This window comes from Bradyrhizobium sp. CB1015 (assembly GCF_025200925.1).
Lineage (GTDB): Bacteria > Pseudomonadota > Alphaproteobacteria > Rhizobiales > Xanthobacteraceae > Bradyrhizobium.
In genome coordinates this window covers 716994-740900 of record NZ_CP104174.1, presented here as the reverse complement: position 1 = coordinate 740900, position 23907 = coordinate 716994, and the positions used below count along the sequence as shown (strand labels likewise).

Annotated in this window: 22 protein-coding genes; 14 read left to right on the top strand and 8 right to left on the bottom strand. The window is 65.3% G+C overall.

Annotated features, from left to right (window positions below):
* Positions 1–161: 161 nt before the first annotated feature.
* On the bottom strand, positions 162–3002 hold the full coding sequence (gene secA / locus N2604_RS03315; RefSeq protein WP_260373775.1) for a preprotein translocase subunit SecA: 2841 nt from the start codon (positions 3000–3002) through the stop codon (positions 162–164).
* A 352-nt stretch (positions 3003–3354) separates the two neighbouring features.
* On the opposite strand from secA, the gene N2604_RS03310 reads away from it, so the two are divergent.
* Positions 3355–4257 carry a peptidylprolyl isomerase gene (locus N2604_RS03310; RefSeq protein ID WP_260373774.1) on the top strand — a complete coding sequence of 301 codons (903 nt, stop codon included), beginning with the start codon at positions 3355–3357 and terminating at the stop codon, positions 4255–4257.
* A 100-nt stretch (positions 4258–4357) separates the two neighbouring features.
* Positions 4358–5599: a bifunctional glutamate N-acetyltransferase/amino-acid acetyltransferase ArgJ gene (gene argJ, locus N2604_RS03305; protein ID WP_260373773.1), complete on the top strand. Its 1242-nt coding sequence runs from the start codon at positions 4358–4360 to the stop codon at positions 5597–5599.
* Between the two features lie 188 nt (positions 5600–5787).
* Here the strand turns inward: argJ and N2604_RS03300 are convergent, their stop codons facing one another.
* Positions 5788–7113: a TadE/TadG family type IV pilus assembly protein gene (locus N2604_RS03300; protein WP_260373772.1), complete on the bottom strand. Its 1326-nt coding sequence runs from the start codon at positions 7111–7113 to the stop codon at positions 5788–5790.
* 137 nt (positions 7114–7250) lie between these two features.
* Between N2604_RS03300 and N2604_RS03295 the strand changes: the two genes are divergently transcribed.
* Positions 7251–7661, top strand: a complete 411-nt coding sequence (locus N2604_RS03295; RefSeq protein WP_260373771.1) for a (deoxy)nucleoside triphosphate pyrophosphohydrolase — start codon at positions 7251–7253, stop codon at positions 7659–7661.
* A gap of 60 nt (positions 7662–7721) precedes the next feature.
* Here the strand turns inward: N2604_RS03295 and N2604_RS03290 are convergent, their stop codons facing one another.
* On the bottom strand, positions 7722–8570 hold the full coding sequence (locus N2604_RS03290) for a class I SAM-dependent methyltransferase (RefSeq protein ID WP_260376422.1): 849 nt from the start codon (positions 8568–8570) through the stop codon (positions 7722–7724).
* Between the two features lie 64 nt (positions 8571–8634).
* On the opposite strand from N2604_RS03290, the gene N2604_RS03285 reads away from it, so the two are divergent.
* From N2604_RS03285 to N2604_RS03270, 4 genes are read left to right on the top strand one after another with little or no spacing between them, the layout of a single operon-like run.
* Entirely contained in the window at positions 8635–9444 is an 810-nt protein-coding gene (locus tag N2604_RS03285) for a ComF family protein (RefSeq protein ID WP_260373770.1), read from the top strand.
* Positions 9445–9479: 35 nt separating this feature from the next.
* The gene (gene grxC / locus N2604_RS03280; RefSeq protein ID WP_260376421.1) at positions 9480–9755 is read left to right on the top strand and encodes a glutaredoxin 3; all 276 of its coding nucleotides are present in this window, start codon (positions 9480–9482) and stop codon (positions 9753–9755) included.
* Positions 9752–10630 carry a carbon-nitrogen hydrolase family protein gene (locus tag N2604_RS03275; RefSeq protein WP_260373769.1) on the top strand — a complete coding sequence of 293 codons (879 nt, stop codon included), beginning with the start codon at positions 9752–9754 and terminating at the stop codon, positions 10628–10630. The genes grxC and N2604_RS03275 overlap by 4 nt, the downstream gene beginning before the upstream one ends.
* Positions 10627–11109: a DUF1178 family protein gene (locus N2604_RS03270; protein ID WP_025032687.1), complete on the top strand. Its 483-nt coding sequence runs from the start codon at positions 10627–10629 to the stop codon at positions 11107–11109. The genes N2604_RS03275 and N2604_RS03270 overlap by 4 nt, the downstream gene beginning before the upstream one ends.
* A 137-nt stretch (positions 11110–11246) precedes the next feature.
* On the opposite strand, the gene N2604_RS03265 is transcribed toward N2604_RS03270, so the two are convergent.
* From N2604_RS03265 to N2604_RS03255, 3 genes are all read right to left on the bottom strand, one after another.
* Positions 11247–12146, bottom strand: a complete 900-nt coding sequence (locus N2604_RS03265; RefSeq protein WP_260376420.1) for an EamA family transporter — start codon at positions 12144–12146, stop codon at positions 11247–11249.
* Positions 12147–12249: 103 nt separating this feature from the next.
* Entirely contained in the window at positions 12250–13017 is a 768-nt protein-coding gene (gene ubiG, locus N2604_RS03260; RefSeq protein WP_260373768.1) for a bifunctional 2-polyprenyl-6-hydroxyphenol methylase/3-demethylubiquinol 3-O-methyltransferase UbiG, read from the bottom strand.
* Positions 13018–13031: 14 nt separating this feature from the next.
* Positions 13032–13499: a PH domain-containing protein gene (locus N2604_RS03255; RefSeq protein WP_260373767.1), complete on the bottom strand. Its 468-nt coding sequence runs from the start codon at positions 13497–13499 to the stop codon at positions 13032–13034.
* Between the two features lie 151 nt (positions 13500–13650).
* On the opposite strand from N2604_RS03255, the gene N2604_RS03250 reads away from it, so the two are divergent.
* The 5 genes from N2604_RS03250 (at position 13651) to N2604_RS03230 (ending at position 20819) form a co-directional block, all read left to right on the top strand.
* Positions 13651–14907 (top strand): aspartate kinase, encoded by a 1257-nt coding sequence (locus N2604_RS03250; RefSeq protein ID WP_260373766.1) that lies wholly within the window; start codon positions 13651–13653, stop codon positions 14905–14907.
* A 371-nt stretch (positions 14908–15278) separates the two neighbouring features.
* Positions 15279–17546: a phosphoenolpyruvate--protein phosphotransferase gene (gene ptsP, locus N2604_RS03245; RefSeq protein WP_260373765.1), complete on the top strand. Its 2268-nt coding sequence runs from the start codon at positions 15279–15281 to the stop codon at positions 17544–17546.
* 59 nt (positions 17547–17605) lie between these two features.
* On the top strand, positions 17606–18691 hold the full coding sequence (prfA, locus tag N2604_RS03240; RefSeq protein ID WP_260373764.1) for a peptide chain release factor 1: 1086 nt from the start codon (positions 17606–17608) through the stop codon (positions 18689–18691).
* A gap of 3 nt (positions 18692–18694) precedes the next feature.
* Positions 18695–19576 carry a peptide chain release factor N(5)-glutamine methyltransferase gene (gene prmC / locus N2604_RS03235; RefSeq protein WP_260373763.1) on the top strand — a complete coding sequence of 294 codons (882 nt, stop codon included), beginning with the start codon at positions 18695–18697 and terminating at the stop codon, positions 19574–19576.
* Positions 19577–20054: 478 nt separating this feature from the next.
* Positions 20055–20819 (top strand): DUF4167 domain-containing protein, encoded by a 765-nt coding sequence (locus N2604_RS03230; protein WP_260373762.1) that lies wholly within the window; start codon positions 20055–20057, stop codon positions 20817–20819.
* Between the two features lie 126 nt (positions 20820–20945).
* On the opposite strand, the gene N2604_RS03225 is transcribed toward N2604_RS03230, so the two are convergent.
* Positions 20946–21692, bottom strand: a complete 747-nt coding sequence (locus N2604_RS03225; protein ID WP_260373761.1) for a class I SAM-dependent methyltransferase — start codon at positions 21690–21692, stop codon at positions 20946–20948.
* 108 nt (positions 21693–21800) lie between these two features.
* Between N2604_RS03225 and gloB the strand changes: the two genes are divergently transcribed.
* A complete protein-coding gene (gene gloB, locus N2604_RS03220; protein ID WP_260373760.1) occupies positions 21801–22568 on the top strand; it encodes a hydroxyacylglutathione hydrolase in 768 nt (255 codons plus the stop codon).
* Between the two features lie 23 nt (positions 22569–22591).
* Positions 22592–23014, top strand: coding sequence for a cupin domain-containing protein (locus N2604_RS03215; protein WP_260373759.1), 423 nt, complete (start codon positions 22592–22594; stop codon positions 23012–23014).
* 11 nt (positions 23015–23025) lie between these two features.
* Here N2604_RS03215 and N2604_RS03210 read toward each other — a convergent pair whose 3' ends face one another.
* Positions 23026–23895 carry a DMT family transporter gene (locus tag N2604_RS03210; RefSeq protein ID WP_260373758.1) on the bottom strand — a complete coding sequence of 290 codons (870 nt, stop codon included), beginning with the start codon at positions 23893–23895 and terminating at the stop codon, positions 23026–23028.
* Between the last annotated feature and the right edge of the window lie 12 nt (positions 23896–23907).

Genomic DNA, 23907 nt, shown 5'->3' with positions numbered 1-23907 from the left:
GTCATCGCCCGATTTGATCGGGCGATCCAGTATTCCAGAGACGGATGTGATTGAGCCGAGGCGCCGCGGGGTACTGGGTCGCCAGGTCGAGCCGGGCGACGACAGTGGAGAATGAGGCGCGAGAATCGCGCCTCACACGCGCACGGCAGCGAGGCTAGCAGCTAAGCATACCGTCCGTGGCAGTGCTTGTACTTCTTGCCGGAACCGCACGGGCAGTCCTCGTTGCGGCCGACCTTGCCCCAGCTTGCCGGGTTCTTCGGGTCGCGCAGCGCGGCGTCCGTGGCCTGGGCGCCGAGCGTGACGCTGGCGAGGGCCATCTCGTCTTCGCCGGTGTTCGGATCGAACTTATGCGCCTCCATCGGCGGCAGGATGGGCGCTTCCTGCTCCGGCGGGACGATCTCGACGCGCATCAGCTGCGCCGTGACGGCCTCGCGCAAGTGAGCACTCATCTCCTGGAAGAGATTGAATGCTTCGGTCTTGTACTCCTGCAACGGATCGCGCTGGCCGTAGCCGCGCAGGCCGATGACCTGGCGCAGATGGTCGAGCATGATCAGATGCTCGCGCCAGAGATGGTCAAGCGTCTGCAAAAGGATGGTCTTCTCGACGTAACGCATCACGTCGGGGCCCCATTGCGCGACCTTGGCCGCCATATGTTCGTCGGCCTTGGTCTCGATGCGGTTGAGCAGCTCCTCGTCGGCGATGCCCTCTTCCTTGGCCCATTCGTCGACCGGGAGGTCGAGATCGAGCACGCGCTTCAATTCGTCCTTCAGACCCGCGACGTCCCACTGCTCGGCATAGGCATGCTCGGGCACGTGCTTGGCGACGAGGTCGTCGATGAAGGCGTGGCGCATGTCGGCGACGGTCTCGGCGACGCTCTCGTCCTTCATCAGCTCGACGCGCTGGTCGAAGATCACCTTGCGCTGGTCGTTCTGGACGTTGTCGAACTTGAGCAGATTCTTGCGGATGTCGAAGTTGCGCGCCTCGACCTTCTGCTGCGCCTTCTCGAGCGCCTTGTTGATCCAGGGATGGATGATGGCCTCGCCCTCTTGCAGGCCGAGACGCTGCAGCATGCTGTCGAGACGATCCGAGCCGAAGATGCGCATCAGATCGTCTTCCAGCGACAGGAAGAACTTCGAGCGGCCGGGATCGCCCTGGCGGCCGGAACGGCCGCGCAGCTGGTTGTCGATGCGGCGGGACTCGTGGCGCTCGGAGCCAATGATGTAGAGGCCGCCGGGCTTCTTCACGGTCTTGGCAGGCTTGCTTCCCTTCGCCGGCTCGACCTCGACGGTCTCCTCGGCCTTCAGCACGATGTCGCGGAAGTGCTCGATATCGGCCTTGATCTGCTCGATCTTCTCGGCCTTCTCCGCTTCGTCGGTGATGCCCGCAGTCTCCTGCTGGATGCGCATCTCCAGGGAGCCGCCGAGCTTGATGTCGGTACCGCGGCCGGCCATGTTGGTGGCGATCGTAATCGCGCCGGGCACGCCGGCCTCGGCGACGATGTAGGCTTCCTGCTCGTGGAAGCGCGCGTTCAGCACCGCGAACAGCTTGGCCGGCTTGCCGGCGCGGGCGGCGGCATAGAGCTTGTCGAGCGCCCCCTCCTTGCCGAAATCGATCTGCTTGTAGCCGTTCTTCTTGAGGAATTCGGCGAGCACCTCCGACTTCTCGATCGAGGCGGTGCCGACCAGCACCGGCTGCAGCCGCGAATTGGCGCGCTCGATCTCGGCGAGGATGGCCTGGTATTTTTCCTTCTGGGTGCGGTAGACCTCGTCGTCCTCGTCGAGGCGCGCGATCGGCAGGTTGGTCGGGATCTCCACGACCTCGAGCTTGTAGATGTCGAACAATTCGTCCGCTTCGGTCGCGGCGGTGCCGGTCATGCCCGCCAGCTTCTCGTACATGCGGAAGTAGTTCTGGAAGGTGATCGAGGCCAGCGTCTGGTTTTCGGGCTGGACCTGGACGTGCTCCTTGGCTTCCAGCGCCTGGTGCAGGCCTTCCGAATAGCGGCGGCCGGGCATCATGCGGCCGGTGAACTCGTCGATGATGACGACCTCGTTGTCGCGGACGATGTAGTCCTTGTCGCGCGTGAACAGCGTGTGGGCGCGCAGGGCCTGGTTGATGTGGTGCACGACGGAGACGTTCTCGACGTCGTAGAGCGATTCGCCCTTGAGCTGGCCCGCATCGCGCAGCAGCGTCTCGATCTTCTCCATGCCGCCTTCGGTCAGCGTCACCGTGCGCTGCTTCTCGTCGACCTCGTAATCGGTCTTGTCGAGCTTGGGCAGGAAGCCGTCGATGGTGTTGTAGAAGTCGGAGCGGTCGTCGAGCGGACCGGAGATGATCAGCGGCGTGCGCGCTTCGTCGATCAGGATGGAGTCGACCTCGTCGACGATGGCGAAAAAGTGCGGCCGCTGGACCATGTCCTCGAGCCGGTACTTCATGTTGTCGCGCAGATAATCGAAGCCGTATTCGTTGTTGGTGCCATAGGTGATGTCGCAGGCATAGGCGGCCTTGCGCTCGGCATCGTCGAGGCCGTGTACGATGACGCCGGTGGTCATGCCTAGGAAGCCGTAGATCTGGCCCATCCAGCCGGAGTCACGGCGGGCGAGATAGTCGTTGACGGTGACGACGTGGACGCCCTTGCCGGCGAGCGCGTTGAGATACACCGCAAGCGTTGCGACCAGCGTCTTGCCTTCGCCGGTCTTCATCTCGGCGATGTCGCCCTCGTGCAGCACCATGCCGCCGATCAGCTGGACGTCGAAATGGCGTTGGCCGAGCGTGCGCTTGGCGGCCTCGCGCACGGTGGCGAAGGCGGGGACCAGCAGGTCGTCCAGCGTCTTGCCGTTCGCGAGCTGCTGCTTGAATTCCGCGGTGCGGGCCTTGAGCGCCTCGTCGGAGAGCTTGACGAGCTCAGGCTCCAGCGCGTTGATCGCGTTGACGCGGGACTGATATCCCTTCACCCGCCGGTCGTTGGCGGAGCCGAAAAACTTGCGGGCGAGCGCGCCGATCATGCCTAGTTCCTGTGTTCGCGATTTAACCGCGTTGCAACCAAGAAGTTGTCACCCGCCTGCCTATCAACTCACCGTGACGCTTCGCGGCGTCAGAGCCCGGACTGCGGGGGTCATCCGCCATATGGGTGGGAATTGGGCAAGTCTGGGTTCAACGGCCAAAAACGCAGCAAAATAAACGCCATCGCCATGGTCGCGACCGGGCAGAGATATGGCCCGGTCAGGGCCTTGTCAACGGCGGGCGCATTGCGGCTAATTCATCATTTTGACAGACTTTTCGCGTTGCCAAGCCCCCCTGATTGGGCGAGTGTCCGCCCCGCTCGAGCAGCCCCCTGCTTCAACATAAGGATTTTCCATGACCACCTCGTTCCCGGTAACCCAGCGCTTCCGCTCCGCGTCCGCCCTGGCTGGCAGCCTCGCTCTGGCGCTGTCCCTGGCGTTTGCGGGCCCGCTCCGGGCCGCCGACGATCCGGTGCTGGCGAAGGTCAATGGCGCGGAAATCAAGAAGAGCGACGTCACCATGGCCGAGGAGGAGCTCGGGCCGAGCCTCGCCCAGATGGACCCGGCGACCAAGGACGAAAACGTCCTGTCGTTTTTGATCGACATGAAGATCGTCAGCAAGGCTGCCGAAGACAAGAAAATCGCCGACAGCGAGGAGTTCAAGAAGCGCCTGGCCTTCGCCCGCAACCGGCTTCTGATGGACAGCCTGCTCGCCAACGAGGGCAAGGCCGCCACCACCCCGGACGCCATGAAGAAGGTCTATGAGGAGGCCTCCAAGCAGATCACCGGCGAGCAGGAGGTGCGTGCCCGCCACATCCTGGTCGAGACCGAGGACGAGGCCAAGGCGGTGAAGGCCGAGCTCGAGAAGGGCGCCGATTTCGCCGAGCTCGCCAAGAAGAAGTCCAAGGATCCCGGCTCGGCCGACGGCGGCGACCTCGGCTTCTTCACCAAGGAGCAGATGGTGCCGGAATTCTCGGCCGTGGCCTTCTCGCTGGAGCCCGGCAAGATCTCCGACCCCGTGAAGTCGCAGTTCGGCTGGCACATCATCAAGGTCGAGGAAAAGCGCAACCGCAAGGCGCCCGATTTCGAGCAGGTCAAGGCCCAGATCGAGCAGTACGTGACCCGCAAGGCCCAGGCCGAGTATGTCGCCAAGCTGCGCACCGAAGCCAAGGTCGAGCGGCTGGACCAGCCGGCGGCGGATGCGTCGAAGGACGCCAAGCCGTCAGACAGCAAGATGGCGCCGCCGGCGAAGAAGTAAGAATTCGCTGTCACTTCGCGGACGCCAAGAGTATCTAACGTCGCGATGGCCGGGGCTCCCCCGGCCATCTGCATGTCCAGACCCTACCAAGGCGCCCGCGATGTCCTCCTCCGTCTCTCCCCTCGCCCCCAAAACCGTCCCCGATATGCCCGTGATCGCGGGCGTCCGTCTTGCGACGGCCGAAGCCGGCATCCGCTACAAGAACCGCACCGACGTGCTGCTGGCGGTGATGGACAAGGGCACTGCGGTCGCCGGCGTCTTCACCAAGTCGAAGTGCCCCTCGGCCCCCGTGGAATGGTGTCGCGCCAAGCTGAAGGGCGGCAAGGCGCGCGCGCTCGTCGTCAATTCCGGCAATGCCAACGCCTTCACCGGCAAGACCGGCCGCGCCTCCACCGCGCTGACCGCGAAGATCGCGGCCAAGGCGGTCGGCTGCAGCGAGAGCGAGATCTTCCTGGCCTCGACCGGGGTGATCGGCGAGCCGCTGGACGCCACCAAGTTCGACGGCGTGCTCGGCCGCCTCGCCGAGACCGCTGCGCCCGGCGATTACCTCGCTGCGGCCAAGGCGATCATGACCACCGACACCTTCCCGAAGGTCGCGACCGCGACCGTCAAGCTCGGCAAGGCCAAGGTCACCATCAACGGCATGGCCAAGGGCGCCGGGATGATCGCACCCGACATGGCGACCATGCTGTCCTTCATCTTCACCGATGCGCCGATCGCGCCCGCCGCGCTGCAGGCGCTGCTCAAAAGCGGCGTCGACGACACGTTCAACGCCGTGACGATCGACGGCGACACCTCGACCTCCGACACGTTGCTGGCGTTTGCGACCGGGGCCGCCGCCGAGCACGGCGCGCCGAAGATCAGCCGCGCCAGCGACCCGCGCCTGAAGGCCTTCGTCAAGGCGTTCAATCAGGTGCTCGCCAATCTCGCCGAACAGGTCGCCCGCGACGGCGAAGGCGCGCGCAAGCTGGTCGAGATCACGGTCGAGGGCGCCAAGACCAAGGCCTCGGCGCGCAAGATCGCGATGTCGATCGCGAACTCGCCGCTGGTGAAGACCGCGATCGCCGGCGAGGACGCCAATTGGGGCCGCGTGGTGATGGCCGTCGGCAAGGCCGGCGAGCCAGCCGATCGCGACAAGCTCTCGATCTCCTTCAACGGCATCCGCGTCGCCAGGAGCGGCGCGCGCGATCCGTCCTATGACGAAGCCCAGGTCTCGGAGGCGATGAAGGCGCCGGAGATCGCGATTCGGGTCTCGCTCGGCCTCGGCAAGGGCCGCGACCGCGTCATGACCTGCGACCTCACCAAGGAATATGTGGCGATCAACGGGGATTACAGGTCGTAGAAATCAAGTCTCTGTCCGTCATCCTGAGGTGCGAGCCGCGCGGCGCAACGTGCCGTGCGGGGAGCCTCGAAGGATGTACGGCCACACTGCCGCCTCGCGGAAAGAGCCGGGCCGTCGCCCTTCGAGGGCCGCTGAAGAAGCGGCCGCCTCAGGGTGACGGAAAAACATCGCGTGCGCGTTGATCGACCTCACCCCGAAATCCTTGCGTCGGCGACCGCCTTCCTGAACAGCGCGTTCATGGCGTCCGCGATGCCTTGCGTCGGACTCACCTCGAAATACAGCCCGGGCGAAGCGCAGCTCTGCATGTTCTTTGCGATCTCGCTGTTCGGCGAAGGTCCATACGGACCTTTATTGAACGGATCGATCCATTTCATGTACCAGGCGTTGGTGGGCAATGCGAGATACGTCGTGTACAGCACGGCGATCTTGACGCCCCGATCCGTTATCTTCTTGCAAAGCGCAGGATTGAGCGGCGACTGGCAACGCGTGGTGCCCGAGAGCGGTTTCAGGCATGCGGTGTTGCTCTCGTCGGCGACGCCGTCAGACACGAAGAACAGATATTTGAGCGGGCTGGACGACGTGCCGCCTCCGGGTGAACTAATCTCCTTGTCGATCGCAGGAATTATCGCGGTGAATGCCGTGTCCTGATCGCTATTCTCGTTCTGCCCGTTCACCGACATCAGGTCGATCTTGCCGGCCGCCGTCTTGGCGCTGGACAGAGAGGCCGACAACGAAAACAGGCTGCGCAGGCCGAGCGTGCTTGCGGAGCCGCCGAAATCGTAGATCGCCATTCGGAACTGGTTTGAATAGGTTTCAGTCAGGCTCGCCGTCTCCATCAGCGACGCCGTCGCGCTCCGAAGCACGTCGATCCGCGTCGTTACGCCAAGCTTCTTGGCAAGTTCGTAATAGTTGTTCTTGTCCTTGAGATCGTGACAGGCGAAAGCGCACTTGTCCGACGTGTTGTTGACCATCGTCTGCACGTCGGCCGGGGTCGCACCGACGCCCATCGAGGGCGAATTGTCCAGCAGCAGATAGAAGTCGATATAGAGCGGTATGCTCGCCGTCGCCTTCGACGTCCCGCTCATGGCCAGCGCAGACTTGCCGATCACGCCGAGAAACATGGTGTTCATGGTTGCGGTGAACGAAACCGTTGCGGTGACGGTCGAGCCGGACTTGACCACCGTCGGCGTGAGGCCGGTCAGCGTGTAGCCGGTCAGATTGGCGCGATTGGCATCGAAGATGTTCTGGGCGTCCGTGACCCCGACCGAAATCGAGCCGTCCCCAGTCATGGTGCCGGCGGCCTTGAAGGCCGGCGAGGCCTTGGCGATCGAGCCGACGCTGGCGGCATCGGCGGCAGCCTGAAGCTTGGCCCGGGTCAGCGTCGCGCGCGAATAATCGATGGCGCAGCCGACCGCGCTGATCAGGGGAACGCAGGCGAGAGCGAAAATCACCGCGATATTGCCGCGCCGGTCGTGGACGAACCGGCGGAAGAGAACCGAAAGCGCAGCGCGCATGGGTTGGCCTGGAGTGGTTTAAGGAGCTCCCACTCTAGGAACTGCGGATTAAATATGACTTATGGGGACGTTGGAAACATGGACCGCGACGAGGTTAACAAACCGTTGCGGACGATCTCAGCGAGCGACAGTCACGCATGGCCGATCTCAAACTGACACTGGTGGTGGCCTGCGCGCTTGTCGATGCCGACAAGCGCGTCCTGATCGCGCAGCGCCCCGAGGGCAAGGCGCTGGCCGGCCTCTGGGAATTCCCTGGCGGCAAGCTCGAGCCGGGCGAACGGCCGGAGCAGAGCCTGATCCGCGAGCTCCACGAGGAGCTCGGCATCACGGTCGCCGAGCCTTGTCTCGCGCCGCTGACCTTCGCGAGCTACGCTTATGAGACCTTCCATCTCCTGATGCCGCTCTACATCTGCCGGCGTTGGGAGGGAATGGTCACCGCACGCGAAGGCCAGAACCTTGCCTGGGTCCGCGCCAACAAGCTGCGCGACTATCCGATGCCGCCCGCGGACATTCCGCTGATCCCGCATCTGATCGATTTGTTGATGTGACGATGCCCTTGCATCGTCATTCCGGGGCGCGCGATAGCGCGCCCCGGAATGACAGCGGGCCTACTCCTTCCCCGCCTTCTTCACCGCCTCCGCCAGGCTCGCTTTCGCCGACCCCGGCTTGAGCGGCTGCTGCTGGCTGGCATGCGGGGCCCAGCCCGACAGCCAGACGATGTCGAACGTCGCGCGGATGCGGCCGTCGGCATCGGCAAAGCGCTCGGCATAGATTTCCGCCATGCGCAGTAGCGTCGCGCGCCGGCTCGGTGTGCGGCGGCGTTCGATCAACACATTGGCCGCGCCCATGCGGCGGAGATCCTGCATCAAAGCGAACGCATTGCCGTAGCGCACCACGACACGATCGACGTCGGTCACCGGCAAGGCAAAGCCCGCCCGCTGCAGCAGCGCGCCGATATCGCGGAGGTCCGAAAACGGTGCGACACGCGGCGACACGCCGCCCTCGCATTCAGCTTCCGCCGCCGCGAAGGCCTGCCGCAGCTCGGTGAGGCTATCGCCGCCGATCATCGCGGCGAGCAGGAGCCCGTCCGGCTTCAGCGCCCGACGAACCTGCGCCAGCACGCCGGGAAGATCGTTGACGAATTGCAGCGCCAGCGCCGAGACGACAAGGTCTAGGCTTTCGGGGGCGAAAGGCAGCTTCTCCGCGCCGGCCGCGTCGAGCGCAATGTGTTCGATCGAGGGAAGCCGCGTGCGCAACGCCTCGAGCCCCTTCCCAGGCGTCCAGAGATCGACCGGGGCATGAAACTCCCGCATCACCGCCGCCAACCGGTCTGACATGTCCTCGGCGACACGGTCGAGCAGGAAGCTCACGGCACCTTGCGCCTGCGCACGCCGCTGCCGCGCGTGCAGCAAGCCACGATCGAACAAAGCGGGCGGGGTTTGAGGGTGTTGGGCCATGTCGCTGGTTACGCCGATCTCCACGGTTCTGGCAATCCGCCGCGTGCAGCGCTAGCCTCGCCACATGGAAGCCGACGCCGCCCCCATCCGTTCCATCGTCTCACCGCTGCGGGCCGCATGGAGCGCCAGCCGCCATGTGCTGGCGCGGGCGGCGCGGCTGGCGCTCGACATCGCGCTGCCGACACGGTGCGTATCCTGCCACGAGCCGGTCGACGGCGAGGGCGTTTGCGCCTCGTGCTGGGCCCGGCTGTCGTTCATCGAACGGCCCTATTGCCCGCGGCTCGGCATTCCTTTCGTTTATGACCCCGGCCCCGACATGCTGTCGATGGAGGCGATCGCGAGCCCGCCGGCCTATCAGCGGGCCCGCGCAGCGGTGCGCTATGACGACGTCGCGCGCTCGCTGGTGCATGCGCTGAAGTACCAGGACCGTACCGATCTGGCGCCTGCCATGGGCCGCTGGATGGCGCGCGCCGGCCACGAATTGCTGACCGGCGCCGACATGCTGGTGCCCGTGCCCCTGCATTGGCGGCGGGCCTGGCGCCGCCGCTACAACCAGTCCGGAGCGCTCGCCCGTGTGATCGAGCGGCAGAGCGGGGTCAAGGTACGAGGCGACGTGCTGCGGCGGGTGCGTGCCACGGAGCAGCAGATCGGCCTGTCGCGGGCCCAGCGCGCCACCAATGTGCAGGGCGCATTCCAGGTATCTCCCGACCGTCGGGCTGAGGTCCAGGGCCGCCGCGTTGTCCTGATCGACGATGTCCTGACGTCAGGGGCGACGCTCGATGCCTGCGCGCGAGCCCTGCTCCGCGCCAAGGCGACCCAGGTCGACGTGCTGGTCTTCGCCCGGGTTGTCGAGAGCGGCCCCCGTCCCATATAATTCAACGAATTCATGACATGAGAGCGCCAGACGAGATGACTGCTGCTGTCGAGATCTACACTAGGCCGGGCTGCGGCTATTGTTCCGCCGCGAGGTCCCTGCTGACCCGCAAGAAGGCGACATTCACCGAATTCGATGTCGCCAAGAACCCGTCCTGGCGCCAGGAAATGTACGGGCGCGCCGGCGAGGGTTCGACCTTCCCGCAGATCTGGATCGGCGGCACCCATGTCGGCGGCTGTGACGACCTCTATGCGCTCGATCGCGAAGGCAAGCTCGATGGCATGCTCGAAAGCGTGAAGGCCACGTCATGAGCGAGAACCGCACGTTCATGGCCGCCATGGTGCAGATGCGCACCGGCCTCATGCCCGGGTCGAGCCTCGAGCAAGCCACGAAGCTGATCCGGCAGGCGGCTGCCAATGGCGCCGATTACGTGCAGACGCCCGAAGTCAGCAACATGATGCAGCTGAACCGCAAGGCACTGTTCGAGCATCTCCAGAGCGAAGAGGACGATACCTCGCTGAAGGCCTACCGGGCGCTCGCGGCGGAGCTGAAGATTCACCTCCATGTCGGCTCGCTGGCGCTGCGCTTCTCGCCGGAGAAGGCGGTCAACCGCTCCTTCCTGATCGGGCCCGAGGGCAATGTGCTCGCGAGCTACGACAAGATCCACATGTTCGATATCGAGCTGCCGGACGGCGAGAGCTACCGCGAATCCGCCAATTACCAGCCGGGCGAAACCGCGGTAATCTCGGATCTGCCGTGGGGCCGCGTCGGCTTGACGATCTGCTACGACGTGCGCTTCCCTGCGCTGTACCGCGCGCTGGCCGAAAGCGGCGCCTATTTCATCACCGTGCCGTCGGCCTTCACCCGCAAGACCGGCGAAGCGCATTGGCACGTGCTGCTGCGTGCGCGGGCGATCGAGACCGGCTGCTTCATCTTTGCCGCGGCGCAGGCAGGCCTGCACGAGAACAAGCGCGAGACCTATGGTCACTCCCTGATCATCGACCCCTGGGGCGAGATCCTCGCCGAGGGCGATGTCGAGCCCGGCATCATCATGGCCAAGATCGATCCGGCCAAGGTCGAGACCGCGCGCCGGGCGATTCCCTCACTCCAGCACGGCCGCCGCTTCGGCGTCTCCGATCCCAAGGCGGGGCCGGACCATTTGCACCTCGTGCGGGGATCGGCATGATCCGCTACGCACTACGCTGCGACCGCGACCATGACTTCGAGAGCTGGTTCCAGAGCTCGTCGGCCTACGATTCGCAGGTGAGGCGGAAGCTCGTGACCTGCCCGATCTGCGGCTCCGCCAAGGTCGATAAGGCGATCATGGCGCCGCGCATCGTCGGCAAGAAGGGGCGCGGGCGCGCCACGCCGCCGCCGGAGCCCGTGGCTGCGACCACGCCGGAGGCTGCGCCGTCAGGGCCGACCTCGCTGCTGATGGCACAGGAGCGCGAGCTGCGCGCCAAGCTCAAGGAGCTGCGTGACCACATCGTCAAGAACGCCGACAATGTCGGCGAGCGCTTTGCGAACGAAGCCCGCGCCATGCATTACGGCGACAAGGAGCACCGCCCGATCTACGGCGAGGCATCGCCCGAAGAGGCGAAATCGCTGATCGAGGAAGGCATCGAGGTGTCGCCGCTGCCGACCCTGCCGGAAGACCGGAACTGAGGCGCGGAGCGCGTCATCCCGGGATGGTCCGAAGGACCAGACCTCAGATGCGCAATTGCGGATCGGGGGATCTCGAGATTCTCTGGTGCGCAACTGTGCACCAGAGTTCGATGCTGCGCATCGCCTCGGAATGACGGCTAGACTCCCACCAGCACCCCAACGCCGATCACGATCAGCGCAATGCCACCAATCTCGCGCGGCGCGATCGGCTGCTTGAACGAATAGTAGGCGACGGCCTGCGCGAACAGCACCTCGACCAAAGCGAGCGTTCGGACATTGGCGGCGGCCGTCAGCGCGAACGCCAGGAACCAGAATTGCGAGGCGAGGGCGCCCGTGAAGCCCGCCAGCATCGAGGGCTTCCACAGGTCGAGGATCGCCTGCAGCACCTTTGGAGCGCGCCAGAGCAGATAGATCGTCAGCACCAGCGTCTGCACGAACAGGCCGAGCACCAGCGTGATTGACGCCGCGGTCACGAAGGAGACATTCGGCACATTGATGATTGCGCCGCGAAAGCCGACCGCGGAGAGCGCAAAGGCCGCCGCGGCAACGAGGCCGGTGATGGTCGGCTTCAGCTCGGCAAAGCTCTTCTCGCCGCCGGGGCGGAGCGCGGTGATGACGACGCCGATGGTGGCAATCACGATCGCCAGCACCTTCAGCCAGGTCAGGTGATCGCCGAGGAAGACGAAGCCGAAGATCGCGGTCTGGATCGCCTCGGTCTTCAGGTAGGCCGTCGTCACGACAAAGGAACGGTCGTTCATCGCGAGCAGCATCAGGCCGGTGGCGACGATCTGGCTGAGCGCGCCCAACAGCAGCCACGGCCAGAACACGGTCGGCGGCGCGCTCAGACGATCGCCGGTCGCGAGCAGCACCAGCCCCAAGAATAGCAGCGAGAACGGAAAGCCGAACAGAAAGCGGATGTTGGTCGCGCCCCAGGTCCCCAGCGGTTTGGTCAACGACCGCTGCATCGCATTGCGCGCGACCTGTCCGAGCGCGGCGATGATGGTGAAGGGAATCCAGAGGCTGGCGATGGTGAGCATGGGATGGAGGGCGCGAGGAAGATGACAGTCAACCTGCCGCTTGCGCTCAAGCAGGTCAATCACGCCCACGTCATAGGAGCGATGCTCGCGCCAACCGATAGCCTCACACCATCGCTTCCGCGACCACCATGTAGTTCACGTCCATGTCGGACGACAGAGACCATTTGTCGGCGAAGGGCGAGTAGACGACGCCGGTCTGCTCGGTGATGACGAGACGGCTGTCGAGCAGGTATTTCGTCAGTTCGTCCGGCGTGACGAACTTGTTCCACTCATGCGTGCCGCGCGGCAGCCAGCGCAGGACATATTCGGCGCCGACGATGGCGAGCGCAAAACTCTTCCAGTTGCGGTTCAGCGTCGAGACCACCATCAGGCCATTCGGCTTCAGCATCGCGGCGCAGCGCTTCAGGAACATGCCGACGTCGGTGACGTGCTCGACCACTTCCATCGCCAGCACGATGTCGAAGCGCTCGCGCGGGTCGATCTCCTCAACCGTGGTGCAACGATAGTCGATCGCCAGATGGCTCTTGTCGGCATGCAGCTTCGCCGCGGCGATGTTGCTCGCGGAGGGATCGATGCCGATGACCTGCGCTCCGAGGCGCGACAGCGGCTCGCAGAGCAGGCCGGCCCCGCAGCCGATGTCGAGCACGCGCAGGCCGGCGAGGCAGTTGAGGCTGCGCACGTTGCGCTCGAACTTGCGGCAGGCGGCATCGCGGATATAGCCGAGCCGCAGCGGGTTGATCCGGTGCAGCGGCGCCATCTTGCCCTTCGGGTCCCACCACTCCGCCGAGAGTTTTGAGAATTTGGCGATCTCGGCGGCGTCGACGGTCGAGCCCGGCTGGGCGATGAGGGAAGTATTTTGCTGCATGCTCATGGTTGGGCGCGGTCCTACCGCGTGGTGATCGAACTACGGAAGGCGAGCGGCGAGGCGATGGTCTTGATCGTCTCGATCCCCTCGCCGACGCCGCGAATCGTCACGTCGCCGTAGTTGAGAATACGTCCAAGAATGGTCTGGTCGACGTCGACGCTCTCGACCTTGTCCAGCGCCATCTCGAAGGTTCGGCGCTTGATGAAGCCGGTCTTGTGCACGACCCTGAGGTTGGTGACGTCGGTCTCGGTGGTGAAGCGATGGAACCAGCCCTTCACGCTCCAATACAGGGCCGCCAGCGCCGCGAGAGCTGCGGCGCCGAGACAAAGCAGAACGAGCCAGTCGACGGTCGCCTGCCGCGACAGGATGAGCAGGGCCAGCGCCACGATCCAGGCCACGATGGCCGGAAAATAGAAGATCCAGTGCGCATTGGTCGAATACAGCACCCGCTCGCCGGGCTGCAGGATCTCGTCGATGTAACGCGCCATGCCTCGGTTAACCCACTACCCCCGCCCGGCCCCCGCAGGAACCCGCTTGCCCCCGGCCCCGCCGCTCTGTATACGCGCGGTCGGTGTCCGCCAGGCACCCGTCCAGTGCGGGTCACCATACTGATCCTTATGAGGGAATGCACGCGTCGTCATGAGCCGCCTCGTGATGAAATTCGGCGGCACGTCCGTCGCCACCATCGAACGGATCCGCAACGTCGCACGCCATGTGAAGCGTGAGGTCGATGCCGGTCACGAAGTGGCCGTGGTCGTCTCGGCGATGGCCGGCAAGACCAACGAGCTGGTGGCCTGGTGCACCGAGGCCTCGCCGATGCACGACGCGCGCGAATATGACGCCGTGGTCGCCTCGGGCGAACAGGTGACATCCGGCCTTCTTGCCATCGTGCTGCAGGGCATGGGCATCCAGGCCCGCTCCTGGCAGGGCTGGCAAATCCCGATCAAGACCAGCGACGCCCATGCCTCGGCCCGGATCGAGGACATCGACGGCGCCGAGATCATCAAGCGCTTCAAGGAACGCAAGGAGGTCGCGGTCATCGCCGGCTTCCAGGGCATCAACCCCGAGACCCATCGCATCACCACGCTCGGCCGCGGCGGCTCCGACACCTCGGCCGTGGCGATCGCCGCCGCCGTCAAGGCCGACCGCTGCGACATCTACACCGACGTCGACGGCGTCTACACCACCGACCCGCGAATCGTGCCGAAGGCCAAGAGGCTCGACAAGATCGCGTTCGAGGACATGCTGGAACTGGCCTCGCAGGGCGCCAAAGTGCTCCAGGTCCGCTCGGTGGAACTCGGCATGGTCCACAACATGCCGATCTTCGTCCGCTCGAGCTTCGACAAGCCCGAGGATATCGACCCGCATGCCAACCAGCCGCCCGGCACGCTGATCTGCAGCGAGGAGGAGATCATGGAAAGCCACGTCGTCACCGGTATCGCCTTCTCCAAGGACGAGGCTCAGATCTCGGTGCGCCAGATCGAGGACAAGCCCGGCGTTGCGGCCTCGATCTTCGGCCCGCTGGCTGATGCCAACATCAATGTCGACATGATCGTGCAGAATGTTTCCGAGGACGGCAAGACCACCGACCTCACCTTCACCGTGCCGGCCGCGGACTTCACCCGCGCCAAGGATACGATTACCGCCGCCAAGGCCAAGATCGGCTATGCGCGGCTCGATACCGCCACCGACGTCGCCAAGATCTCGGTGATCGGCAGCGGCATGCGCAGCCATGCCGGCGTCGCCGCCCAGGCATTCTCCGCGCTCGCCCGACGGAACATCAACATCCGGGCCATTACAACCTCCGAGATCAAATTCTCGGTCTTGATCGATACCGCCTATACCGAGCTTGCGGTGCGCACCTTGCACACGCTCTACGGTCTCGACCAAGCTTAAAGCGGACCCTCGTCGCGCTTCAGATTGGCGGTTGAGCATGGTCTTTCCGGAACCGCTTCGCACTTTTCCGGACCATGCCTGGGCTAATTTTCTCTTAGCGGTCGCAGCAAACGCGAAGGTATACACACCTTCGCGTTTGGCAGGCGTTTTGCTTGGCAAAACAAGCCTCAATTCGCTATACGGCGGACAGGGTGGGCTGCCGCAGACTGTGTCCCAGTTCAGGCGGCGCTGATTCGGTACGAGCGCTAAATCTCCCGTGGATTTTGGGCTTGTGCCTGCGCCGGACAAGCAATTTGATTGTTTTTCTGGAATTTTGGTCCAGCCGCCGGCCGATACCGCCGGGCCCGGCCGACGGAGGAGATTGACGGTTCATGCGGAGCGCGTCGGGAGGTCCCCGCGTCTTGTTGAGACGGCTCCGCGAGACCATGGCGGAGCAGGTCTCAGCCCAGGAGCGGCTGGACAAGATCGTGGTGCTGATCGCCGCCAACATGGTGGCCGAGGTGTGCTCGGTCTACGTGCTGCGCATCGACAACACGCTCGAGCTCTACGCCACCGAAGGTCTCAACCGCGAGGCGGTGCACCACACCGTGCTCAGCGCCCATGAGGGCCTGGTCGGCCTCGTCGCCAGCGAGGCGACGCCGCTCAATTTGAGCGATGCGCAGAGCCACCCGGCCTTCTCGTTCCGGCCCGAGACCGGCGAAGAAATCTACCACTCCTTCCTCGGCGTGCCGATCCTGCGCGCCGGCAACACGCTCGGCGTGCTGGTGGTGCAGAACCGCGCCAAGCGCAATTATGTCGAGGAGGAGCTCGAGGCGCTCCAGACCACCGCGATGGTGCTGGCCGAGCTGATCGCCTCGGGTGAATTGTCCGCGCTGGCCCAGCCGGGCCAGGAACCGGCGGCGCGCCATTCGGCGCAGAAAGTCGGCGCCATCCTGTCGGAGGGCATCGCGCTCGGCCATGTCGTGCTGCACGAGCCGCGCGTCGTCATCAAGGACTACATCGCCGAGGACCTGCCGAAGGAAATCAAGCGGCTCGATACCGCGCTCGCCAAGCTGCGTGCCGATCTCGACCGCATGCTGGAGCGCGGCGACGTCGCCGAAGGCGGCGAGCATCGCGATGTGCTGGAAGCCTACCGCATGTTCGCCAACGACCAGGGCTGGTCGCACAAGCTGCACGAGGCGGTCGCCACCGGCCTGACCGCGGAAGCCGCGGTCGAGCGCGTGCAGTCCGACACCCGCGCGCGCATGCTGCGCTCGACCGACCCGTATTTGCGCGACCGGCTGCACGATCTGGAAGACCTGGGCTACCGCCTGATGCGGCAGCTGGTCGGCCAGGATCACGCACCCTCGCGCGAACAATTGCCCGACAACGCGATCGTCATCGCCCGCGCGATGGGTCCGGCGGCGCTGCTCGACTACGACCGCAAGCGCCTGCGCGGCATCGTGCTGGAGGAAGGCACCACCAATTCGCACGTCTCGATCGTGGCGCGGGCGCTGGGCATCCCTGCGGTCGGCGAGGTGCCGAATGCGCCCGGCATCGCCGATCCCGGCGATGCCATCATCGTCGACGGCACCTCGGGCTCGATCTATGTGCGGCCCTCGCAGGAGATCGAGGCCGCCTTCGCCGAGCGCGTGCGTTTCCGGGCACGCCGCCAGGCGCAGTATCTGGCGCTGCGCGACCGGCCCTGCGTCACCAGGGACGGCCAGAAGGTCGAGCTGATGATCAACGCAGGTCTTGCGATCGACCTGCCGCATATCGAGGACACCGGCAGCGCCGGCATCGGCCTGTTCCGCACCGAGCTGCAATTCATGGTCGGTCAGAGCCTGCCGCGCACCAGCGACCAGCTCGCGCTCTATCGCACCGTGCTCGATGCCGCCGGCAGCAAGCCCGTCACGTTCCGCACGCTCGATATCGGCGGCGACAAGGCGCTGCCCTATATGGAAGCGGTGATCGAGGAAAATCCCGCACTCGGCTGGCGCGCGATCCGGCTCGGGCTCGACCGTCCCGGCCTGTTGCGCGGCCAGATCCGCGCGCTGCTGCGCGCCGGCGGCGGCCGCGCGCTGCGCATCATGTTCCCGATGATCTCGGAGGTCGCCGAATTCGACTCGGCCAAGGCACTGGTCGAGCGCGAGCTGACCTATCTGCGCCAGCACGGCCACACGCTGCCTGAACGAATCGACATCGGCACCATGGTCGAGGTGCCGGCCCTGCTCTACCAGCTCGACGAGCTGCTGAAGAAGGTCGATTTCATCTCGGTCGGCTCCAACGACCTGTTCCAGTTCCTGTTCGCGGTCGACCGCGGCAACGCCAAGGTCTCCGAGCGCTTCGACACCCTGTCGGCGCCGATCCTGCGCGCGCTGCGCGACATCGCACGCAAGGCACACGCGGCGCAGAAATCGCTCTCGCTCTGCGGCGAGATGGCCTCGAAGCCGATCGGCGCGCTGGCGCTGATCGCACTGGGCTACCGCTCGCTCTCGCTCTCGGCTACCGCGCTCGGCCCTGTCAAGGCGATGGTGCTCGACCTCGACGCCAAGAAGGCCGAAGCGATGCTGGGCCCTCTGCTGGATGCACCAGCGGGCAGCGTCTCGATCCGGCAGAAGCTGACGGAATTTGCCGAGGCCGAGGGCCTTGCGTTGTAGCGGCCTGTCGCCCGCTTTGCCGCCGCCCTCGCCTCCTTCCGCCCTTTGAGACTGAACCGATGTCGTCACTCCCCGAAGCCAAACTGGACGTCCTGCTCGCGCATCACGCCTCGCTCGAGGCCGAATCGCTCGGACAGCTCGCCTCCGAGCGCTACGTGCAGATCACGCGCGAGCTCGCCGAGCTCACGCCACTGATCGAAGCGGTGAAGGCCTATCGCTCAGCGGTCAAGGAGCTCGCCGACACCGAGGCGCTGATCGCCGATCCCACGACCGACGCCGAAATGCGCGGCATGGCGGAAGCCGAGCGCGACGAGCTCGCGCCGAAAATCGAGGAACTGGTCCAGAAGATCCGCGTCGCGCTCTTGCCCAAGGACGCGATGGACGATCGCAACGTCATGCTGGAAATCCGCGCCGGCACCGGCGGCGACGAAGCCTCGCTGTTCGCCGGCGACCTGTTCCGGATGTACGAGCGCTTCGCCAGCTTGCAGGGCTGGAAGGTCGAGGTGATCTCGGCCAGCGAAGGCACCGTCGGCGGCTACAAGGAAATCATCGCCGAGATCCAGGGGCGCGGTGCGTTCTCCAAGCTGAAATTCGAATCCGGCGTGCACCGCGTGCAGCGCGTGCCCGACACCGAGACGCAGGGACGCATCCACACCTCGGCGGCGACGGTCGCCGTGCTGCCCGAGGTCGAGGACGTCGACGTCGACATCAAGAACGACGACCTGCGCATCGAGACCATGCGCGCAGGGGGCGCCGGTGGCCAGCACGTCAACAAGACCGAATCGGCGATCCGGATCACCCACATCCCGACCGGCATCGTGGTGATGATGCAGGACAGCCGCTCGCAGCACAAGAATCGCGCCTCTGCCATGAACATCCTGCGCTCGCGCATCTATGACGCCGAGCGGCAACGCGTCGAGGCGGCGCGCTCGGCCGAGCGCAAGGAGAAGGTCGGCTCCGGCGACCGCTCCGAGCGCATCCGCACCTACAATTTTCCGCAAGGGCGTGTCACCGATCATCGCATCAACCTCACGCTCTACAAGCTGCCCCAGGTGATCGCGGGTGAAGCGCTCGGCGAATTGATCGACGCACTGACGACGGAGCACCAGGCCGCACAGCTCGCTGCGCAAGGCGCGGCGGCCTGAGGCGTGAGCAACCTCTTCACCGGGCAATCCATCGAGAGCGCGCGGCGCGCGCTGGCTGCGCAACTGAGATCGGCAGGGCTCGACGAAGCCGAGCTCGACGCACGCCTCCTGATCAGTGCGGCACTCGGCCTCGACCTCACCGGCCTGATTGCACAGGCGGCCCGTCCCCTCACCGCGGCCGAAGCATCGCGGCTCGCGCAACATGCACAGCGCCGCATCGCCGGCGAGCCGGTGGCACGCATTCTCGGGACGCGCGAATTCTGGGGCCTGCCGTTCCGTCTGTCCGAAGCAACCCTGGTACCGCGCCCCGATACCGAGACCGTGGTCGAGCTTGCGCTCGAAATTCTTCGCGAGCGGCGGGCCTCTCACCCGCCGCGCATCGCCGACATCGGCACCGGCTCGGGCGCGATCCTGCTCGCGCTGCTGCACGAAATCCCGGATGCGTTCGGCGTCGGCACCGATCTCAGCCAGAACGCGCTCAGAACCGCCAGGGGCAACGCCACCGCGCTCGGCCTCGCCGACCGCGCCGCCTTCGTCGCCTGCTCCTACGCCGCGGCGCTCCGTGGCCCGTTCGACCTCATCGTCTCGAACCCGCCCTATATTCCCTCGGCTGAAATTCCGAGATTGAGCATCGAGGTGCGCGAGCACGACCCGCATTTGGCGCTCGACGGCGGCAACGACGGATATGACGCCTATCGGGCCCTGATCCCGCAGGCGAACGAGCGCCTCACCCCCGGCGGCGCCCTGGTCGTCGAGGCCGGACAGGGTCAGGCCCAAAATATTGAAACCTTGATGAGGGCCGTCGCGTTATCATTGGACAGGCCACCCAAGGCCGACCTGGCGGGCATTCCGAGGGCCGTTTCGGCCCGAAAAATGCCCCCATAAAAGCCGGATTGGCCTGCAAAAAGCTCTTGGAATATCCCGTGGGAACGACTACGTTCCGGTCAACACATCGGTGCCGGCCCCGTAGACCTACGGGTGAAAGCCGGGCTCTCGGGCGAGAGCTTTACTGATTTAAAGGTTCCAAGCCGCAGGTCCTGTTGAGCGCGATGGCCAGTGGAGCTGCGCTGCTCTCCGACCGCAACGTGAACGAAAGCCTGATATTGCGCCTGAAGACTTACGCAAGAAAGCTGGGCTTGTTTCGGCAGGCGGAATGAATGGGTTCGCTGGCGATGAATGCTGGCGGGTGGGGAACGCGTCTTTGTTGAACGCGACGGTCGACGAACATCGGGGTCGACGAACATCGGCAGGGTTGGACCGCTCTTGCGTGCGGTGCGCGCGAGAGATGTGAGCCGCTGTCACCAGGTCACTCCTAGCAATCAGTAATGCGTGCAACCTTTAGGGCTGGAATTAAAGGCAGGACATGAGAAACGGTCAAAACAAGCAGCGGATGCGCAACCGCAACAACAATAACAACAACAACCGGCGCGGCCAGAACCCGATGACCCGGGTCTACGAGTCCAACGGACCCGACATCAAGATTCGCGGCACCGCTTCGCACATCGCCGAAAAGTATCTCCAGCTTGCGCGCGACGCGCGCTCCTCCGGCGATCCCGTGGCAGCGGAGAACTACTACCAGCATGCCGAGCATTATTTCCGCCTGATCGCGGCGGCTCAGGAGCAGTTCCGTCAAAACCAGCAGCCGCGCGGCGATGAGCCCATTGCCAGCGACGACGGCGACGACGACGGCGAGAATTTCTCGGCCTTCGGCCAGGAGCCCGGCTTCGTCCCGCAGCCCCAGTCGCAGCCCTTCATGCGCGACCGCGACGGCCAGCGCGATCATCACCAGCGTGATCGCCAGCCGCGCGACAATCAGCAGCCCTATCAGCGCGAGAACCAGCAGCCGCGCGAGCACCGCGAACGCGATCACCGTCCGCAGCCGGAATATCAGCCGCAGCCGCAACCCGCCAACCAGCCGCAGCCCGTCATCGCCGATGCCGGCGGCGTCGACCGCCTGCCCTCCTTCATCACCGGCGCACAGCCGCAAGTGAACGGCGGTCAGGGCGGCTTCGAGGGTGGCGGTGGCGGCGAGCGCTATCCGCGCCGGCGGCGCCGGCCGCATGGCCCGCGCCCGGAGCGTGAAGCCGCTCCAGCCGCTTCCAGCGACGAAGTCGCCTCGGGCGAGTAAGCTTTTCTGACTTTCTGAATTGATCGTCCCGGCCTCGCCGGGACGATTTGTTTTTGAGGATGTACGTTGGTTGAAGCGGTGAGAGCCGCAGAGCACGGATCACCTCTCCCGGAGGGAGAGGTGAAGCTAGCCGCGCGTCACCGTCGTCGAGGACGGCACCAGCACGGGCTTGGCGAGCGAGGGAATCAGCCGCGCCCGCTCGCGCTTGGCGGGGATCGCGCGGTAGACCTGCTTGGTCGCCTCCACGATGTGGACGCCGGCAAAGGGCAGCGACAGCGCGGCGCCGGCACGCTCCCACATCTGCGCCGATTTCAACACCCAGCCGCCGGCATAGGGCGGCATGAACAGCGCCTCGCCCCAGGCGGTCGGCGTGAACCAGGTCTGGCGGAACAGCTCGGTGATCTGCGAGCGCGAATAGGGCCGGCCGTGACCGAACGGCGTGCTGTCGGTGCGGGTCCAGACCCCGCGCCGGTTCGGAATCACCGCGATGACGCGCCCGGACGGCGACAGCACGCGCCACACCTCGCGCAGCAGCGCGGCCGGATCGTCCGACATCTCCACCGCGTGCACCAGGAGAATGCGGTCCACCGCAGCCTCGGGAAGCGGCAGGGAGAATTCGTCCACCAGCGAGGCCAGCGCGGGCCGTCCCGTCGGCCATTTCAGGACACCCTGGGCCGCCGGCATGAAGGCGAGGCAGCGTTCGGCGTCCTCGCGGAACAACCCCAGATAGGGTGTGGGATAGCCGATGCCGAGCACGCGCTGGCCCTCGGCGTTGGGCCAGCGCTCTCTGATGCCGCGATTGATCATTTGCCGCGCCACGATGCCGAGGCGGCGGGAATAGAACTCGCGGAGGTCGACGACGTCGATGCTCATGACGGCAATGTAACATGCGCGAGGGCGCCGCTGCGCCCGGAATATTGCATTGCCTGCGCAACGTTAACGCCATATTTGTCTGGCGGGGCTGAGCGCGATGGAGATGACATGGCCGCCGAAATTCGTACTTTCACCTGTTTAAACGACAATTTCGGTTATCTGATCCACGATGTGGAAACCAAAGCAACGGCCTCGATCGACGCGCCGGAGGCCGGCCCCATCCTCAAGGCCCTGGAGCGCGAGGGCTGGCGGCTCACCGACATCCTGATCACCCATCATCATGGCGATCATGTCGGCGGGGTCGCCGAGCTCAAGCAGAAATACAATTGCCGCGTCGTCGCGCCGCACGACAAGACGACTAAGATCGCAAATGTCGATTTGCGCGTCGCCAATGCCGACGTGGTCAAGATCGGCAATCTGCTGGCGCGTGTCGTCGAGACGCCCGGCCATACGCTCGACCACATCTCCTACGTGTTCGACAATGAGAAGACGGTGTTCGCCGCCGATACGCTGTTCTCGATCGGCTGCGGCCGCGTGTTCGAGGGCACCTATCCGATGATGTGGGATTCACTGCTGAAGCTGCGCGCCTTGCCCGACGACTTCAAGCTCTATTGCGGCCACGAATACACGGCGTCCAACGTCAAGTTCGCGCTCACCATCGAGCCGGACAATGCGGCGCTCCAGGCGCGCGCCGCGGAGGTGACGAAGCTCCGCGCCGAGAACAAGCCGACCATTCCCTCGCTGCTCGGCGAGGAGAAGCGCGCCAACGTGTTCCTGCGCGCCGACGAGCCGGCGGTCGCGGCCAAGCTGCACATGAAGGGCGCGGATCCCGCTGCGGTGTTCGGCGAGCTGCGTGAGCGCAAGAACAAGTCCTGAAGAACACATCCCGACGAGGATCGATGCCGACCGCAGCCGAGATCATCGCACGCCTCGAACTCCGCCCGCATCCGGAAGGCGGCCATTATCGGGAGACGTTTCGCGATCAGGCCACCGACGCCAACGGGCGCTCGCGCTCGACCCTGATCTACTTTCTGCTGGCACGCGGCGAGCGCTCGCACTGGCATCGCGTCGATGCGGTGGAGACATGGCACTATTACGCCGGCAGCCCCTTGAGGCTGCGCATCGCCCATGACGGCTGCTCGCAGCACGAGGTGCGGCTCGGCACCGACCTGGTCAGCGGCGAGCGGCCGCAGGCGATCGTACCTGCGCTGGCTTGGCAGATGGCGGAAACCACGGGCGAGTGGACGCTGGTCGGCTGCACCGTGGCGCCCGCATTCGAGTTCGCGGGCTTCGAGCTCGCGCCGCCCGGCTGGGAGCCGTAGCTCCGCTCCAATCATCGCTTCCGCAGCACCATGTCCTTGGCCGCGATCAGGCCGCCCCCGGCAATGAGGATCGCGGCAACCGCGATATTGGCGCTGGCCTTGGCGAAACCGGCAGCGATGAGGAATCCCGTCGACAGCAGCGGCGTCGCGTAGGAGGCGGCACCGAGCACACGAATGTCGCCGCGCTTCATGCCGATGTCCCAGGCGTAGAAGGCGGCGCCGACCGGGCCGATGCCAAGCGCGATCACCGAGAGCCATTGCAAGCCCGACTCCGGCCAGACCGTGGCTTCAAGCAGACCATGCATCAAGGCGGCGAGCACTGATGTAGCAAGACAGAAGCCCGCGACCGCATCCGTCGGCACCGCTTTCAAGCGGCGCGACAGCACCGAATAGGTCGCCCAGACGAACGCCGCGATGAAGGCTGCGATCAACCCCGGCACAGCCCCCGGGGCGAAGCCGGAGGTGTTGCCGGCGAACAGCAGCACGGTGCCGACGAGGCCGAGCACGGCGCCGATGATGTGATGCGCGGCCAGCCGCTCGCCAGGCAGGAATGACGAGAACAGCACGATCAAGAGCGGCCACAGGTAATTCAAGAGGCCGGCTTCCGCCGGCGGAGCGAAGCGCAACGCGAGAAAATACAGCGCGTGATAGCCGAACAGGCCGCCGACGCCGACGACCCAGACGACGAGCGGCTGCCGCAGGCTTTTCGCCGCCTCGCCACGGCCGATCCAGGTGAGCAGGCCGACGACACCGCCGATCGCAAACGTCATCGCAGCGAGCTGAAACGCCGGGATCTTTCCGGTCGCCACCGTCATCACTGACAGCAGCGACCACATCAGGATCGCGGTCAAGCCGATCAGCGTGGCAGTGCGGGGAGTCATGGAAATCGGAAC

Bases quoted from the DNA above. Each gene is read 5' to 3' on its own strand.
- secA (WP_260373775.1), bottom strand. From the start codon at position 3,002: ATGATCGGCGCGCTCGCCCGCAAGTTTTTCGGCTCCGCCAACGACCGG.
- N2604_RS03310 (WP_260373774.1), top strand. From the start codon at position 3,355: ATGACCACCTCGTTCCCGGTAACCCAGCGCTTCCGCTCCGCGTCCGCC.
- argJ (WP_260373773.1), top strand. From the start codon at position 4,358: ATGTCCTCCTCCGTCTCTCCCCTCGCCCCCAAAACCGTCCCCGATATG.
- N2604_RS03300 (WP_260373772.1), bottom strand. From the start codon at position 7,113: ATGCGCGCTGCGCTTTCGGTTCTCTTCCGCCGGTTCGTCCACGACCGG.
- N2604_RS03295 (WP_260373771.1), top strand. From the start codon at position 7,251: ATGGCCGATCTCAAACTGACACTGGTGGTGGCCTGCGCGCTTGTCGAT.
- N2604_RS03290 (WP_260376422.1), bottom strand. From the start codon at position 8,570: ATGGCCCAACACCCTCAAACCCCGCCCGCTTTGTTCGATCGTGGCTTG.
- N2604_RS03285 (WP_260373770.1), top strand. From the start codon at position 8,635: ATGGAAGCCGACGCCGCCCCCATCCGTTCCATCGTCTCACCGCTGCGG.
- grxC (WP_260376421.1), top strand. From the start codon at position 9,480: ATGACTGCTGCTGTCGAGATCTACACTAGGCCGGGCTGCGGCTATTGT.
- N2604_RS03275 (WP_260373769.1), top strand. From the start codon at position 9,752: ATGAGCGAGAACCGCACGTTCATGGCCGCCATGGTGCAGATGCGCACC.
- N2604_RS03270 (WP_025032687.1), top strand. From the start codon at position 10,627: ATGATCCGCTACGCACTACGCTGCGACCGCGACCATGACTTCGAGAGC.
- N2604_RS03265 (WP_260376420.1), bottom strand. From the start codon at position 12,146: ATGCTCACCATCGCCAGCCTCTGGATTCCCTTCACCATCATCGCCGCG.
- ubiG (WP_260373768.1), bottom strand. From the start codon at position 13,017: ATGAGCATGCAGCAAAATACTTCCCTCATCGCCCAGCCGGGCTCGACC.
- N2604_RS03255 (WP_260373767.1), bottom strand. From the start codon at position 13,499: ATGGCGCGTTACATCGACGAGATCCTGCAGCCCGGCGAGCGGGTGCTG.
- N2604_RS03250 (WP_260373766.1), top strand. From the start codon at position 13,651: ATGAGCCGCCTCGTGATGAAATTCGGCGGCACGTCCGTCGCCACCATC.
- ptsP (WP_260373765.1), top strand. From the start codon at position 15,279: ATGCGGAGCGCGTCGGGAGGTCCCCGCGTCTTGTTGAGACGGCTCCGC.
- prfA (WP_260373764.1), top strand. From the start codon at position 17,606: ATGTCGTCACTCCCCGAAGCCAAACTGGACGTCCTGCTCGCGCATCAC.
- N2604_RS03230 (WP_260373762.1), top strand. From the start codon at position 20,055: ATGAGAAACGGTCAAAACAAGCAGCGGATGCGCAACCGCAACAACAAT.
- N2604_RS03225 (WP_260373761.1), bottom strand. From the start codon at position 21,692: ATGAGCATCGACGTCGTCGACCTCCGCGAGTTCTATTCCCGCCGCCTC.
- gloB (WP_260373760.1), top strand. From the start codon at position 21,801: ATGGCCGCCGAAATTCGTACTTTCACCTGTTTAAACGACAATTTCGGT.
- N2604_RS03215 (WP_260373759.1), top strand. From the start codon at position 22,592: ATGCCGACCGCAGCCGAGATCATCGCACGCCTCGAACTCCGCCCGCAT.
- N2604_RS03210 (WP_260373758.1), bottom strand. From the start codon at position 23,895: ATGACTCCCCGCACTGCCACGCTGATCGGCTTGACCGCGATCCTGATG.